Origin of the sequence: Stenotrophomonas sp. FSL W7-1447 (genome assembly GCF_037966425.1) — a bacterium.
In the GTDB taxonomy this organism is placed as follows: domain Bacteria; phylum Pseudomonadota; class Gammaproteobacteria; order Xanthomonadales; family Xanthomonadaceae; genus Stenotrophomonas; species Stenotrophomonas pavanii.
In genome coordinates this window covers 3,208,599-3,222,100 of sequence record NZ_CP150199.1, presented here as the reverse complement: position 1 = coordinate 3,222,100, position 13,502 = coordinate 3,208,599, and the positions used below count along the sequence as shown (strand labels likewise).

Below are 13,502 nucleotides of genomic sequence, written 5' to 3'. Positions count from 1 at the left end.
ATGGCATTGACCAAGGCGGAGATGGCGGAAAAGCTGTTCGACGAAGTCGGTCTGAACAAGCGGGAAGCCAAGGAATTCGTCGACGCGTTTTTTGATGTGCTGCGTGAAGCATTGGAACAGGGACGTCAGGTGAAGCTGTCGGGCTTCGGTAATTTCGATCTGCGGCGCAAGAACCAGCGCCCGGGTCGCAACCCCAAGACCGGCGAGGAAATTCCGATTTCCGCCCGTACGGTGGTCACCTTCCGTCCGGGCCAGAAGCTCAAGGAGAGGGTGGAAGCTTATGCTGGATCCGGGCAGTAACCGCGAACTACCGCCGATCCCGGCCAAGCGCTACTTCACCATTGGTGAGGTCAGCGAGCTGTGCGACGTCAAGCCGCACGTCCTGCGCTACTGGGAGACCGAGTTTCCCAGCCTTGAGCCGGCCAAGCGCCGAGGCAACCGCCGCTACTACCAGCGCCATGACGTGCTGATGGTGCGACAGATCCGCAGCCTGCTGTACGAACAGGGCTACACCATCGGTGGTGCCCGCCTGCGCCTGGATGGCCCCGATGCCCGCGAGGAATCGGCGCTGAGCAACCAGATCATCAAGCAGGTGCGCATGGAGCTGGAAGAAGTGCTGCAGTTGCTGCGCCGCTGACCCCATTTCCCTCGTAATCCGCTATACTTCACGGCCCGCCGCACTGGCGGGCACATCGCAGCATCAGTCGGGGCGTAGCGCAGCCTGGTAGCGCATCTGCCTGGGGGGCAGAGGGTCGTCGGTTCGAATCCGGCCGTCCCGACCACTGTGATGAATCAAGAAGCCCGCGCAGCGATGCGTGGGCTTTTTTGTGCGTGCGGCCGATGCCGATGATCAGTCCTCAGCGAATCGATAGACCAGTTCCGGATCGCCCTCGTCCAGTCCATGCACGATGCCGCTGTCGATGAAACCCGAGGCGGCGAGCAGGCGTTGCATGCCGGTATTGGAAGCATTCGTCGAAGTAAACAGCTTGCCTTGCCCCTGCAGCGCGATGGCATGGCGCAGCAGGGCGGCGCCGACGCCCTGGTTGCGTTGTCCGCGCGCCACCATCAGCATCTCGACGAAGGCTTCGCCGAAGAAGTGATGGTGGATGACCAGATAACCGGCCAGCTGGCCGGCCCGTTCGGCCACGTGCATGCCACCGCTGGCCTGCCAGTCGCTGATCTGCCGTGCGCGCCGCGGATCGTGGGCCGCAACGCTGTCGAGCGCGATCAACGCGGGAACGTCGGCGGGCATTGCTTCGCGGATACGCAGCGTCGTCAAGGAAGGATCGGGCGGTGCCATCGAAGGCTCCTGGGCTGGGTGCGCCCAGTCTATCGATCACCTCGGCCGTATCTGCGTATCCGCCACTGCCAGCGTGTGGTCGGCCGTCAATACACACGGAACTCGGCACGGCAGCCGTCGCTGACCCACACGCCGCGGCGGTCCCAGCCCCAGTTGCGATCCTCGACGCACGGCGTCACCGACTTCTGCTTGACCAGGCGCACCTCGCGGCGCACACGGATGCGGCATTCCCTGTCCTTCTGCTCGTAGGACTCGCAGACCAGGCGCTCGCCATCGTCATCCCGGTCACGGCCCCGGCCGCGCTCCGGCCAGCGCCCGCGTCCCTGCCCATCGGCGACGAACTCGGCACGGCAGCCAGCGGTGACCCAGAGCATGCGACGGCTCTGTCCCCAGTTCTGGTCCTCCACGCAGCGGGTGACCGACAGCTGCCTGGCCAGGCGCATGCGGCCCTCGATCGGGCACTGTTCGGTCTTGTTGAACTGCGACTCGCAGCGCAGCGGCGGGATGTGATCGCTGTCGTCATCCTGGGCGGCCACTGTGGTGGCGGCCAGCAGCAGGGCCATCGTGACGGTGGTGATCGGGAGCAGCAGGCGATGGGTCATGGGAACCTCGGCGGGGGAACGGGCCGCAAGGATGGACCAGCCCGAGGCCTCCGGAACGGATCGTTCCGACGTCGGCTCAGTAGGGATTTAGTAGTGCGCACGAACCCATTCAGGGCCTTACATCCCTTATCATCGCTGCACATCCGATCGCATCGGCTTACACCTTCTTACATGTTTCCCACGTGTGTCGGCACAGCCTGTGGCTGCCGTCACTGGCGTGCGGCCGGCGTGTGGAGGAGGGATGCGCGGACCACGACGACCACAGGGGGTTGCGTTGATCAGCAGTACCGTCATTCATCGCTCGGCTGGCGCAGAGGCCGGGCAGGTGCGTGTCCTGGACACCACGTTCAAGGGCAAGCACGTGTTCATTGCGTGGGGCCTGCGCGGGCCGGAACTGGCCCGCAGCGCAGACCCGGCCGCAACCGTGGCCGCGCGCAAGGCACTGCATGCCGTCGCGGGGCACAGCGAAGGGCCGCGCAGCCCGGAGGTGTTCATCGCCAACCAGTCGGCGGTGGCGATCACGGTCTATCGGCTGCTGACCGAAGCGCGGTCGGGCGATGCCATTTTCTTCCTGTGTGATTCACAGGCGGTGGTCGACTGGCTCATCACCGCGCTGGAAGTGCAGGGCGAAGGCTGAGCGCGCGGCTCAGGCCAGTGCCGCATCCACCGCTGCCCGGGCGTGCAGGGTGGTGGTGTCGAACAGCGGCACCGGGCTGTCCTCGGCGCGGACCAGCAACATGATTTCGGTACAGCCGAGGATGATCGCTTCGGCACCGCGTGCGACCAGGCGCGCGATCACGCCTGCGTAGACCTGCCGCGAGTGTGCGCTGACCACCCCGGCGATCAGTTCCTGGTAGATGATGTCGTGCACGATGCGGCGGTCATCGGCTTCCGGAACCAGCACCTGCAGGCCGAAGCGGTCCTGCAGGCGGTCGCGGTAGAAGGCCTGCTCCATGGTGAACGCGGTACCCAGCAGGCCTACCCTGCGGAGGCCTGCCTGGCGGATCGCAGCGGCAGTGGGGTCGGCGATGTGCAGCAGTGGCAACGGGCACTGCGCTTCGATCCGCGCCGCCAGTGTGTGCATGGTGTTGGTGCAGATCACCAGCAGCTCGGCGCCACCGGCCTGCAGCCGCCGTGCGGCGTCCAGCATGTGGTCGCCCAGCACGTCCCAGCGGCCGTCGTGCTGCAGCTGCTTGATGCCGGCGAAATCCACCGACCACAGCAGCAGTTGCGCCGAATGCGCGCCACCGAGGCGATGACGCACCGCCTCGTTGATGAGCCGGTAGTACTGTGCCGAGCTTTCCCAGCTCATGCCGCCGATCAGGCCGAGGGTCTTCATGCACTGCTCCATGCCGGAAGGGGCCATTGCAGCACAGATGGCGGTGGCGTTGCCGTGCAGGGGCGCCGGTATCTGTAACCGCCACATCCGCCGAATGCTGTATGTGCCGCATCGCGGGCGAGCGCCGTATGCTGGCACCGTCTTCTGAAGTGGAAACCGGCATGGCCCTGCATACCTGGTGGTGGTTCCTGGTCACGGTCTTCGTGCTGTGCGGGACGCCCGGGCCGAACATGCTGCACATCCTGGGACGCAGCGTCGGGCTGGGCTTCCGCGGCAGCGTGCCGGCCATGGCCGGCTGCCTGCTGGCGATGCTGCTGGTGCTGGCCGCCTCCGCTGCAGGCCTGAGCGCGGTGCTGCACTCCTCACCGAGGCTGTTCGAGGTGCTGCGCTATCTCGGCGTGGCCTACCTGGCCTGGCTTGGCATCAAGGCGTGGCGTGACAGCGGCCGGCCAGCGCCCGCAGGGGCCGACGATGCAGAAGTCACGCTGGCGCCGGTACATGGCGCGGGGACGGTGTTCCGTGGCGGCCTGTGGGTTGGCCTGAGCAACCCCAAGCTGCTGTTGTTCGCCGCGGCGTTCCTTCCGCAGTTCGTCGACCCGTCACGTGGCCAGGCCGTGCAGTACAGCGTGCTGGTGGCGACCTTCGCGGCCTGCGAACTGTTCTGGTACGTGATGTACGCGGCCGGCGGGCACGGCCTGCGTCGCTGGCTCGCAACGCCGTTCGCGCGGCGCTGGTTCGAGCGGCTGGTGGGGAGTGTGTTCCTGGCTTTTGCGGTGGCATTGCTGCGTTTCCGCCCGCGTTGATTCACGCCGCGCACGCGGCCTGTTCACGACTGCCGCATCGGCTGCGGCCTAGCCTGATCACACCGTTTGCATTCCCTGTGGGGAAAGGACTGACATGATCAAGTGGGCCATCATCTTCGCCGTCATCGGCATCATCGCCGGCGTGCTCGGCTTCGGCGGCATTGCCGGTGCCGCTGTCGGCATCGCCAAGTTCCTGTTCTGGGCCGGCATCATCATCGCCGTGGTGCTGTTCCTGATCGGCATGAGCGTGGCCAGGAAGGTCAGCTAGTGCGTGTTGCGCGGCAGCGTGCACTCAGTGCGCGCTGCTGCGCGAGAACAGGTTGATCACCAGCACGCCGGCGCAGATCAGCGCGATGCCGGCCAGCGCCGGTGCATCCAGGCGCTGCTTGAACACCACAAGTCCAATCAGCGAGATCAGCACGATGCCGACGCCGGACCAGATCGCGTAGGCAATGCCGGTCGGCACCGACTTCATGGTGACCGACAGCAGGTAGAAGCACAGCCCATAGCCGGCCAGCGCGCCGACGGTTGGCCACAGCCGGCTCATGCCGTCGGAGGCTTTCAGCAGCGACGTGGCCATCACTTCCAGCACGATGGCAGCGGCAAGATAGACATAGGGATTCATCGGGCACTCCAGGTCACCGCGGCTTGCACCGGATCAGTCGTCGATGCGGGCAAAGCGCGGTTGCGTACCGTGTTCGCCGGCCACCTGCTCGATGAACATCGTGTAGGGGCGTACCCACAGGCCACCGTCGCCGTACAGGGCGCGATACAGCACCATGGGCTGCAGCGTCTCGCTGCTGCGCACGATGTCGATCACCTCGTATTCGCCGCCCTTGAAGTGGCGGTAGCGGCCGCGGGCCAGGTCGGGCAGGGGACTCAATTCAGCCATGACCGATCGTGCTCACTTGCGTGCCGGCGTCGCCGGCGTGGCGCAATAGGCGTCGATCGCCTCGGCCGTGTTGGCCAGGCCTTGCGCCTGTGCCAGCTCCCATGGGCGCTCGCAGCGCTGGGTGTGCTCGCACCACTGGTAGCCCGCGGAACCAATGCAGCCGTGGGCGTCGCGATCACCGCCTACGGTCGGCATCGAGGTCGATGCCGCACCGTCGTCGGCACGCGGGGGTGCCTTGTCCGGGCTGGCGCATGCGGCCAGGACCAGCAGGGCGGGGATCAGAAACAGCGCTTTCATCCGGCGGGCTCCGTGCCTAAAGCCGCAGTGTGCTTGCCGGCTGCCGGGCCAGCAAGCGCTCAATGCACGGCGGCGCGGATCAGCTCTTCGATCAGGACGAGATAGCTGGCCACGAAATAGAACTTCAGCAACGTCGAACGCTGGTGCGAGAAGAAGGTGCGCATGTGGAAGGGGCCCCTGTTGATGACGGTAGTGTGAAGCCAGGCTGACTCCGTGACAAGGATCACGGAATGAACCGGCTAAACGGGCTCAGGGATGTGAGGGTGTGAAGGGACGACCCGAGGGCGCGGCATTTTCGTACAAATCTGATAGGCCGACTCCGAGGCGATCGCTAGCCTGATGGTGTACCGGCGGGCCCCCCATCGGCCTGCCACGCCCCCTTCCAGCCACAGGAGCTTCCCCATGGTCATCACCGTCCAATGCTCGGCCCAGCGATGGTCCGTGCTGCATCCCCAGCTGCGCGATGCCACCGCCTATGCCCGGGGTGCCGACGCCTTTGACGCCGCCGCCGCGCTTGCCCTGGAACATCACCGCCGAACCGGCCAGCGCAGCACGGTGCGGGTCGAGGCGCTCGGCAACACGGTGGACGCGCTTCACGTCGGAGAGTGACAGCAGCGGCCGTGGCACAGTCAGCCACGGTTGAGTTGTTTGAATGGGGAAAAACTGCCGGCGTCGGCCCTACTGTGCGCCGGGCCGGGAATCCCCGATGCTTGCGCCATCGTATTCATCTGGAGATTTCGATGGGCAAGGCACTCACCTGGCGCACCCTGGCCTGCACCCTGTTGCCGATGTTGGCGGCGGCCGGCGGCGCCCAGGCGCAGAGCTACGGCTACGGCTATGACGACGACCGCTACGGCGGCCGCGACGGCAGTGGCATCGTGCGCTGCGAGTCGGTCAAGAACCGCAGCAACGAGTGCCGCCTGGACGGTCGCGCGCGGTTGATCCGGCAGTTGTCCGGCTCACCGTGCGTGGAAGGCGAGACCTGGGGCCAGTCGCGCAATGGCGTGTGGGTCACGCAGGGCTGCCGGGCCGAATTCGTGGGTGAGTACCGCCGCGGTGGCGGCTGGGGCGGCAATGGCGGCGGCTGGGGCAATGGCAATGGCAACGGATGGGGCGGCGGTGACGTGGTCACCTGCCATTCCAACGGCCATCGCCAGGAATATTGCGATGCGCGTATCCGCCGCGGTGTGCGCCTGATCCGCCAGGATTCGCGCAGCGCCTGCATCGAAGGCCAGACCTGGGGCTGGGACCGCCGCGGCATCTGGGTCAGTGACGGTTGCCGGGCACAGTTCCAGGTGAACTGATCCAGGTGAACTGAGCTTTACGGATTCAGCCCGTAAAAATCAGAATAATCTGATACAGCTCACATTTTGAACGCCGTATTGTCCGCGATCAGGGCATCCCATATGCCCTGATTCCCTGCGTGCCTCGCGCCGTTACCGGCAGGGGCATCGCCGCCATCGATACGCTGCCTCAAGGAGTGAGCTGCATGTTGATCCGCCTGCAATGCGAACAGCGCCAGTGGCGCGTGCTGCATCCGGATAGGCCGGAGCCGATCGAGTTCCGCGATGGCGCCCGTGCCTATGACTTCGCCGAGACCCTGGCCCGACTGCACTTCGTCGACACCGGGCAGCGTGCGGCCGTGCGCGTGGAAGCCAGCGGCGCATTCGTCGAAGCGGTCAGCTACGGCTGAGCGTGCGGTGCCTGCCGAGGCAGGCCTGCGGAGTGCCGCCTTCCACGCGTGGCGTGGAACTACCTGCTTCCACCGTAGAAGGTGCAGGCCCTCGGCCGCACCTTCACCGTCATGCGTGGGTTCCTGACCGGCCTCAGCCTGCCGCGCTGAGCGGCGGCGTGCCAACGGCCAGCTGTGGCCAACGCTTGAGCACGGCGGCGCGAATGCCTGCCGCGTCGATGCCGGCCTCGGCCAGCAGATCTTCGCGACTGGCGTGGTGCTGGTAACTGTCGGGCAGGCCCAGGTGCAGGATCGGGCGCAGCACGCCTTCGGCATTCAGCAGTTCGCCTACGCCGGAGCCGGCGCCGCCGGCCACCACGTTGTCCTCGATCGTGACCAGGCCCTCGTGCTGGGCAGCGATGGACAGCACCAGTTCCCGATCCAATGGCTTGATGAAGCGCATGTTGACCACGCTCAGGCCCAGTTCGCGGCCGACCTGCTCAGCGGCGGCCACGGTGCTGCCGAAGGCGAGCAGGGCGATGCGGCTGCCCTGCAGGCGCAGCTCACCCTTGCCGATCGGCAGGGTGGACAGGTCGTTGCCAGCGGCAACGCCGGTGCCGGTGCCACGCGGATAGCGCACGGCGGCCGGGCCGGGATGCTGCAGGCCAGTACTGAGCATCTGCCGGCACTCGGCTTCGTTGGATGGTGCCATCACCACCAGGTTCGGCACGCAGCGCAGGAAGCTCAGGTCGAGGTTGCCGGCATGGGTTGCACCGTCCGGGCCGACCACGCCGGCGCGGTCGATCGCGAACAGTACGTCCAGGTCCTGGATCGCCACGTCGTGCACCAGCTGGTCGTACGCGCGCTGCAGGAACGTCGAGTAGATCGCCACCACCGGCTTGCCCCCCTGGGTGGCCATGCCGGCGGCCAGGGTGACCGCATGCTGCTCGGCGATCGCCACGTCGAAATAGCGCTGCGGGTACTCCTTGCTGAAACGCACCAGGCCGGAGCCCTCGCGCATCGCCGGGGTGATGCCGTACAGGCGCGGCTCGGCGGCGGCCGCATCGCACAGCCAGTCGCTGAATACATCGGTGTAGGTCGGCTTCTTGGCACCGGCCTTGGCCACCAGGCCCTTGTCCGGGTCGAACGGGCCGACGGCGTGGTAGCCGATCTGATCGCCTTCGGCCGGCTCGTAGCCCTTGCCCTTGGTGGTCATGACATGCAGCAGCTTCGGGCCCTTGGAGGCACGCAGCGTTTTCAGCGTGGACAGCAGGGCCGGCATGTCATGGCCGTCGATCGGGCCGGTGTAGTGGAAGCCCATTTCCTCGAACATCGTGGAGGGGACGAACATGCCCTTCCAGTGTTCTTCCCAGCGCTTCACGAAGCGCGCCGGGTTGTTCTTCTTGTCACCGAGGATCTTCTTGCCGCCTTCGCGCAGTGCGTTGAGGGTGCGGCTGCCGGTGGCGCGGCCCAGCATCTTGGTCAGGCCACCGACCGCCTCGGAGATCGACATGTTGTTGTCGTTGAGGATCACCAGCAGGTTCGGTTCCGGCTCCATGCCGCCGGCATGCATCAGTGCTTCGAACGCCATGCCCGCGGTCATCGCACCGTCACCGATCACCGCCACGATCTTGCGGTCGTCGCCTTCGGACTGGCGTGCGATGGCCATGCCCAGTGCGGCCGAGATCGAGGTCGAGGAGTGGCCGACACCGAACGTGTCGTACTCGCTTTCCTCGCGCTTCGGGAACGGCGCGATGCCGTCCTTCTGCTTGACGGTGTGGATCTCGTCGCGACGACCGGTCAGGATCTTGTGCGGGTACGTCTGGTGACCGACGTCCCAGACCAGTTGATCGACCGGGGTCTGGTACAGGTAGTGCAGGGCCACGGTCAGTTCGATCACGCCCAGGCCGGCGGCGAAGTGGCCGCCGCTCTTGCCCACCGATTCGATGAGGTAGGCGCGCAGTTCGTCGGCGACCGCCCTCAATTCGGATTCGTCGAACGTGCGCAGGTCATCCGGTGTCTGGATGCGCGCGAGGCGGGGATAGCGGGCAGAGTCGATCATCATGTTCGCACTTTTTCTGAATGCCCATTTTCGCCCTCAAACGGGGGTGGGGCAAGCAAACGCCGCCGCCCGTGACAGGACGGTGAGGGTTGCATTTTCAGGCGTTCAGGTGCTCAGTTTCGACCGCTTGGGCAATTGTGCCTTCAGGAAGGCCATCTGGTCGGCCAGGATGTTGCGGTTGGACAGGATCAGGTGCTCGATCCAGCTGGGCCGGTAGGGCACCGCCAGCAGGGGCATGCCGGCCTGCTGCGGGGTGCGGTCGCTCTTGCGCGAGTTGCAGTGGAAGCAGGCGGTGACCACGTTTTCCCAGCAGTCCAGGCCGCCCTTGGACAGCGGCATGACATGGTCGCGGGTGAGCGTGGGGCGGCTGAACTGCTGGCCGCAGTACATGCACAGATGGGCGTCGCGGGCGAACAGGGCCTGGTTGGTCAGGTTCGGCGTCGGGTCAATCGCGCGCGAGCGGGCGTGGCCGCGGGCGGCGATGATCGGGTGCAGGTCCATGCCGCTCTGCAGGCCGCTGAAGCGGTTGGTGCCGCCGTGGATGTGCAGGCAGGGATCGCCGAGCGTCCAGGCCACCGCTTCGCGGGCGTAGAGGCAGGCCGCATCCTGCCAGGTGATCCAGTCCAGTACGCGTCCGTGGGCATCCAGCGAGAGCAGCCGGACCGAGCCGGGGCGATGCAGCGTCGTGGCGTTGGGCGATGCTTCGGCGCCCGGAGCAGAAAACGGAGCTCCGGCTTCGATCAGACCCAAGCGTGTAGTGTCTGTCTCCATCGGGAGAACAGCTTATACCTGAATGTTGACGATTTGTGTATCGCCTGTCGGCGATACGCAAATCGTCAACATTCAGGTCCACGCATTCCTCCTAATCCCCGCGCCTGTCGGCGCGCCCCCTTTAACAAAAGGGGGCTCTTCTCCAGAAGGATTTCAGGGGTTCTCATCCACGCGTGGCGTGGAGCTACAGCAGCGGAAATCTGTCGAAGGCGGGGTGGGTCCGGTTGCGTGCGCCGTCCCCCGCAATTGGACCCACCTCGCCATCCCGCAGGAAGCCGGCTGTTGCGGTTGCCGGCCAGCGGCCGGCACCACCGGTGCCGGGCGAAGCCCGGCTCAGGCGCCGAAGCGCTCGTCGTCCATCGCCATCAGCGGGGCGGCGCCAGCCTGGATCGCTGCGGCGTGGCTGAGCGTGCGCGGCAGCACGCGGGCGAAGTAGAAGCGGGCGGTTTCGCGCTTGCCCTGGGCGAACGCGGCGCCGTGTGCGCTGGCATCGGCGGCGGCCACGCTGCGGGCCCACCAGTAGGCCAGCACCACGTAGCCCGAATAGAACAGGTAGTCGTAGCTGGCGGCGCCCAGTTCGTCCGGGTTGGCGGCCGCGCGCTGCAGCACGTCGCGGGTCAGCGTGCCCCATTCGGCGGCCTTGGCGCGCAGCGGGCCGATGAACTCGGCCAGCGCTTCGTTGCCCTCCTGTTCCTTGGCGAACGCTTCGATCTCGGCCAGCATCAGCTTCAGGCCGGCGCCCTGGCTGGACGCGGTCTTGCGGCCGATCAGGTCCAGCGCCTGGATGCCGGTGGTGCCTTCATACAGTGTGGTGATGCGGGCATCGCGGGCGAGCTGTTCCATGCCGTGTTCGCGGATGTAGCCATGGCCACCGAAGCACTGCAGGGCGTTGTAGGTGTTCTCGATGCCCCATTCGGTCTGGCAGGCCTTGGAGATCGGGGTCAGGAAGCTCACCAGGGTGTCGGCGCGCTCGCGCTCGGCGGCATCCTCGGCGTGGTGGGCGACGTCGATCAGGGTGGCCGCGTGCAGGGCCAGCAGGCGGCTGCCTTCGACCAGCGACTTCACGGTCAGCAGCATGCGGCGCACGTCCGGGTGCACCAGGATCGGGTCGGCTGCCTTGTCCGGGAACTTCGCCCCGCTCAGGGCGCGCGACTGCAGGCGCTCACGGCTGTACTTCAGCGCGTTCTGGTAGGCGCGCTCGGACAGGCCGATGCCCTGGAGGCCGACGCCCAGGCGCGCGGTGTTCATCATGGTGAACATTGCCTGCAGGCCCTTGTGCGGCTGGCCGACCAGGTAGCCCTGTGCCCCATCGAAGTTCATCACGCAGGTGACCGACCCCTTGATGCCCATCTTGTGTTCGATCGAACCGCAGCGCAGTGCGTTGCGCTCGCCGACGTTGCCTTCGCGGTCGACCTTGAACTTGGGGGTGACGAACAGCGAGATGCCCTTGGCGCCCGCAGGGGCGTCAGGCAGCTTGGCCAGCACCAGGTGCACGATGTTGTCGGTCAGGTCGTGCTCGCCAGCGGTGATGAAGATCTTGGTGCCGGTGATCGCATAGCTGCCATCGGCGTTCGGCTCGGCCTTGGTCTTGAGCAGGCCCAGGTCGGTGCCGCAATGCGGCTCGGTCAGGCACATGGTGCCGGTCCAGCGGCCCTCGATCAGCGGCTTGAGGAACGCGTCGTGCTGCCAGGCTTCGCCGTGCTGCTTCAGCGCTTCGATGGCGCCGTGCGACAGCAGCGGGAAGTTGCCCCACGCCAGATTGGCAGCATTGATCATTTCGTTCAGCGGCACGCCCAGGGTGTGCGGCAGGCCCTGGCCACCCAGCTCCGGCGAAGCAGTCAGGCCGGTCCAGCCGCCATCGACGAACTGGTCGTAGGCCTGCTTGAAGCCGGGCGGGGTGGTCACTTCACCGGTGGCCTGGTCGAGCACGCAGCCAATCTCGTCGCCCACGCTGTTGAGCGGGGCCAGCACGGTGGCGCTGAAGCGGCCGGCTTCTTCCAGCACGGCGTCGACCACGTCGGCGGTGGCGTCGGTGAAGCCCAGCCGGGCGAACAGGGGTTCGACCTTGAGCACGTCGTGCAGGGCGAAACGAAGGTCGGAAAGCGGGGCGGTGTAGCTGCTCATCGGTACGTCTCGATTTGATCAGGGCGGGGGCGCGGCGCGGGGGCGCCGCAACGGAAGGCGAACGTCAGCGCAGCACGCCCGGCAGGCCCGGGGCCTGGTTGAGGGTGCTGCGGCTGCTGATGTCGAAGCTGCGCTGCTTCTTTTCCTGCGGGGTGGCTGCCACCGTTCCCTTCAGGCCATAGGCCAGGGTGCGGTTGCCGGCCAGCGCGTCGGCCACCACCAGGCGCGCGGCCGAACTGGGCACGAGGTCGACATTGATGACGTCGGCGGAGGTGCCGCCGATGGAAATGCCGGGCTTGACCTGCAGGGTGCCGGCTGCGCTGTCGCCCACGGTCAGTGCCAGTGCGACGTCATCGAAGGTCATCGGCATCGAACTGTAGTTCTGCAGGCGCAGGGCCACGGTCCAGCTGCCGTCGGCGCGCACGGTCAACTGCTGCAGGCTGGCCGCCGGTTCCGAGACACGCTTGACGATGCCGTTGCTGCAGGCAGCAAGGGCGAGGGTGAACAGGACGATCAAGACGGTACGGACACGGTGGAGCATGGGCGCAAGTCCTCTGCAGGGGGTGCGTTGGGGTAAGCATACTACGGCGTATGGTTTTGTGGATCGCCCAAGGCGACCCGTCGCAGAGGGTAGCGCGTGAAGATGGCGGCCGGGCGTGCGAAACGCCGGATCGGCCGCGTGCGATGCGCCCGATGCAGGGCGGTTCAGTCAGCCGCGGAATCGCGCAGCGGGGCCATCAGGCGCAGCGGCGCGAGGTCGTACCCCATCGATTCGGCCGTGGCTTTGAGCTGTTCAAACCGGCCGCGCTCCATTTCCGGCAGGCGCGAGAGGATCCACAGGTACTTGCGGCCGGGTTCGCCGACCAGTGCCCACTGATAGTCCGGGTCCAGCGCGAGCACCCAGTAGTCCGCCCAGACCAGCGGCACCCAGCTCAGCCAGTCCGGGACGAAGCGGACCTGCAGTTGCCCGGGATGACCGGCCACCGGCCGAGCCACCCCTTCGGCGACCACCCGTTCGCCGTCGCCCTTGCGGCACGCATTGGTGACGCTGATGCGGCCGTCGCTGCGCAGCCCGTAATTGGCGGTGATGTCACCGACGCACTGCTTCTGGAACGAGACCGGCAGGTGGGCAATCTCGTGCCACTGGCCGGCATAGCGGTCGATGTCCAGATGGTCGACCGCGCGCACCGGTTCGGCGGCGAGGGCCGGGCAGGCGGCCAGCAGCAGGAATGCGAGCAGGGCAGGGCGCGTCAGCATCGATGGACTCCAGGCAGGAGCCCTGAGCGTAGGTGTCGCGGCGTAGGCCGGTGTAAATGTTCCGTCAACCGGGCGCACGCCACGGGCAAAAAAAAGACCCGCATTTCTGCAGGTCTCGAAAGATGGTGGCCGAAGACGGAATCGAACCGCCGACACGGGGATTTTCAATCCCCTGCTCTACCAACTGAGCTACTCGGCCAAATTGTGCGGCAACCGCCATTGCGATTTCCGGAAAAAAAGACCTGCATTTCTGCAGGTCCTCAAACATGGTGGCCGAGGACGGAATCGAACCGCCGACACGGGGATTTTCAATCCCCTGCTCTACCAACTGAGCTACTCGGCCACGTGTTTCGTTGCAGCGAGGTCGCTGCCAAGGACGCGCA

The 13,502-nt window shown here is 66.4% G+C and carries 19 protein-coding genes and 3 tRNA genes; 9 read left to right on the top strand and 13 right to left on the bottom strand.

Going from position 1 to position 13,502, the window contains the following annotated elements; translation table 11 throughout:
* From NSQ78_RS15175 to NSQ78_RS15165, 3 genes are all read left to right on the top strand, one after another.
* Nucleotides 1-300, top strand: a complete 300-nt coding sequence (locus NSQ78_RS15175) for an integration host factor subunit alpha (protein ID WP_005410432.1) — start codon at nucleotides 1-3, stop codon at nucleotides 298-300.
* Nucleotides 281-637 carry a MerR family transcriptional regulator gene (locus tag NSQ78_RS15170; protein WP_005410431.1) on the top strand — a complete coding sequence of 119 codons (357 nt, stop codon included), beginning with the start codon at nucleotides 281-283 and terminating at the stop codon, nucleotides 635-637. Before NSQ78_RS15175 ends, NSQ78_RS15170 begins: the two co-directional genes overlap by 20 nt.
* Before the next feature lie 68 nt (nucleotides 638-705).
* Nucleotides 706-782, top strand: a tRNA-Pro gene (locus NSQ78_RS15165).
* Nucleotides 783-850: 68 nt separating this feature from the next.
* Here the strand turns inward: NSQ78_RS15165 and NSQ78_RS15160 are convergent.
* Nucleotides 851-1,300, bottom strand: a complete 450-nt coding sequence (locus tag NSQ78_RS15160; protein WP_064238921.1) for a GNAT family N-acetyltransferase — start codon at nucleotides 1,298-1,300, stop codon at nucleotides 851-853.
* Between the two features lie 86 nt (nucleotides 1,301-1,386).
* On the bottom strand, nucleotides 1,387-1,902 hold the full coding sequence (locus NSQ78_RS15155; RefSeq protein WP_057493609.1) for a DUF3011 domain-containing protein: 516 nt from the start codon (nucleotides 1,900-1,902) through the stop codon (nucleotides 1,387-1,389).
* 241 nt (nucleotides 1,903-2,143) lie between these two features.
* Between NSQ78_RS15155 and NSQ78_RS15150 the strand changes: the two genes are divergently transcribed.
* Complete coding sequence (locus NSQ78_RS15150; RefSeq protein ID WP_053460937.1) at nucleotides 2,144-2,539, top strand: hypothetical protein; 396 nt, start codon at nucleotides 2,144-2,146, stop codon at nucleotides 2,537-2,539.
* Nucleotides 2,540-2,548: 9 nt separating this feature from the next.
* Here NSQ78_RS15150 and NSQ78_RS15145 read toward each other — a convergent pair whose 3' ends face one another.
* The gene (locus NSQ78_RS15145) at nucleotides 2,549-3,241 is read right to left on the bottom strand and encodes an aspartate/glutamate racemase family protein (RefSeq protein ID WP_053460936.1); all 693 of its coding nucleotides are present in this window, start codon (nucleotides 3,239-3,241) and stop codon (nucleotides 2,549-2,551) included.
* Between the two features lie 161 nt (nucleotides 3,242-3,402).
* On the opposite strand from NSQ78_RS15145, the gene NSQ78_RS15140 reads away from it, so the two are divergent.
* Nucleotides 3,403-4,044 carry a LysE family translocator gene (locus tag NSQ78_RS15140; protein ID WP_049466973.1) on the top strand — a complete coding sequence of 214 codons (642 nt, stop codon included), beginning with the start codon at nucleotides 3,403-3,405 and terminating at the stop codon, nucleotides 4,042-4,044.
* 94 nt (nucleotides 4,045-4,138) lie between these two features.
* Nucleotides 4,139-4,312: a DUF1328 domain-containing protein gene (locus NSQ78_RS15135; RefSeq protein WP_049466953.1), complete on the top strand. Its 174-nt coding sequence runs from the start codon at nucleotides 4,139-4,141 to the stop codon at nucleotides 4,310-4,312.
* Nucleotides 4,313-4,336: 24 nt separating this feature from the next.
* Here NSQ78_RS15135 and NSQ78_RS15130 read toward each other — a convergent pair whose 3' ends face one another.
* Genes NSQ78_RS15130 through NSQ78_RS15120 form a run of 3 tightly spaced genes read right to left on the bottom strand, consistent with a single transcriptional unit; the run spans nucleotide 4,337 to nucleotide 5,233 of the window.
* Nucleotides 4,337-4,669 carry an SMR family transporter gene (locus tag NSQ78_RS15130; RefSeq protein WP_049466951.1) on the bottom strand — a complete coding sequence of 111 codons (333 nt, stop codon included), beginning with the start codon at nucleotides 4,667-4,669 and terminating at the stop codon, nucleotides 4,337-4,339.
* A 33-nt stretch (nucleotides 4,670-4,702) separates the two neighbouring features.
* Nucleotides 4,703-4,936: a DUF1653 domain-containing protein gene (locus NSQ78_RS15125; protein WP_064238920.1), complete on the bottom strand. Its 234-nt coding sequence runs from the start codon at nucleotides 4,934-4,936 to the stop codon at nucleotides 4,703-4,705.
* Between the two features lie 12 nt (nucleotides 4,937-4,948).
* On the bottom strand, nucleotides 4,949-5,233 hold the full coding sequence (locus NSQ78_RS15120; protein ID WP_049466949.1) for a hypothetical protein: 285 nt from the start codon (nucleotides 5,231-5,233) through the stop codon (nucleotides 4,949-4,951).
* A 402-nt stretch (nucleotides 5,234-5,635) separates the two neighbouring features.
* Between NSQ78_RS15120 and NSQ78_RS15115 the strand changes: the two genes are divergently transcribed.
* From NSQ78_RS15115 to NSQ78_RS15105, 3 genes are all read left to right on the top strand, one after another.
* Nucleotides 5,636-5,842, top strand: a complete 207-nt coding sequence (locus NSQ78_RS15115) for a hypothetical protein (protein ID WP_049466948.1) — start codon at nucleotides 5,636-5,638, stop codon at nucleotides 5,840-5,842.
* A 131-nt stretch (nucleotides 5,843-5,973) separates the two neighbouring features.
* Nucleotides 5,974-6,537, top strand: coding sequence for a DUF3011 domain-containing protein (locus NSQ78_RS15110; RefSeq protein ID WP_049466947.1), 564 nt, complete (start codon nucleotides 5,974-5,976; stop codon nucleotides 6,535-6,537).
* Nucleotides 6,538-6,722: 185 nt separating this feature from the next.
* Entirely contained in the window at nucleotides 6,723-6,926 is a 204-nt protein-coding gene (locus tag NSQ78_RS15105) for a hypothetical protein (RefSeq protein ID WP_005417823.1), read from the top strand.
* Between the two features lie 133 nt (nucleotides 6,927-7,059).
* Here the strand turns inward: NSQ78_RS15105 and dxs are convergent, their stop codons facing one another.
* From dxs to NSQ78_RS15070, 7 genes are all read right to left on the bottom strand, one after another.
* On the bottom strand, nucleotides 7,060-8,967 hold the full coding sequence (gene dxs, locus NSQ78_RS15100; RefSeq protein ID WP_049466971.1) for a 1-deoxy-D-xylulose-5-phosphate synthase: 1,908 nt from the start codon (nucleotides 8,965-8,967) through the stop codon (nucleotides 7,060-7,062).
* A 105-nt stretch (nucleotides 8,968-9,072) separates the two neighbouring features.
* Nucleotides 9,073-9,738: an HNH endonuclease gene (locus tag NSQ78_RS15095; protein WP_032956174.1), complete on the bottom strand. Its 666-nt coding sequence runs from the start codon at nucleotides 9,736-9,738 to the stop codon at nucleotides 9,073-9,075.
* A gap of 333 nt (nucleotides 9,739-10,071) precedes the next feature.
* Nucleotides 10,072-11,862, bottom strand: coding sequence for an acyl-CoA dehydrogenase C-terminal domain-containing protein (locus tag NSQ78_RS15090; protein ID WP_064238919.1), 1,791 nt, complete (start codon nucleotides 11,860-11,862; stop codon nucleotides 10,072-10,074).
* Nucleotides 11,863-11,926: 64 nt separating this feature from the next.
* The gene (locus NSQ78_RS15085; RefSeq protein ID WP_049466943.1) at nucleotides 11,927-12,403 is read right to left on the bottom strand and encodes an LEA type 2 family protein; all 477 of its coding nucleotides are present in this window, start codon (nucleotides 12,401-12,403) and stop codon (nucleotides 11,927-11,929) included.
* 164 nt (nucleotides 12,404-12,567) lie between these two features.
* A complete protein-coding gene (locus tag NSQ78_RS15080; RefSeq protein ID WP_064238918.1) occupies nucleotides 12,568-13,119 on the bottom strand; it encodes a lipocalin family protein in 552 nt (183 codons plus the stop codon).
* 123 nt (nucleotides 13,120-13,242) lie between these two features.
* Nucleotides 13,243-13,318 (bottom strand) — tRNA-Phe (locus NSQ78_RS15075).
* Nucleotides 13,319-13,386: 68 nt separating this feature from the next.
* Nucleotides 13,387-13,462 (bottom strand) — tRNA-Phe (locus tag NSQ78_RS15070).
* Between the last annotated feature and the right edge of the window lie 40 nt (nucleotides 13,463-13,502).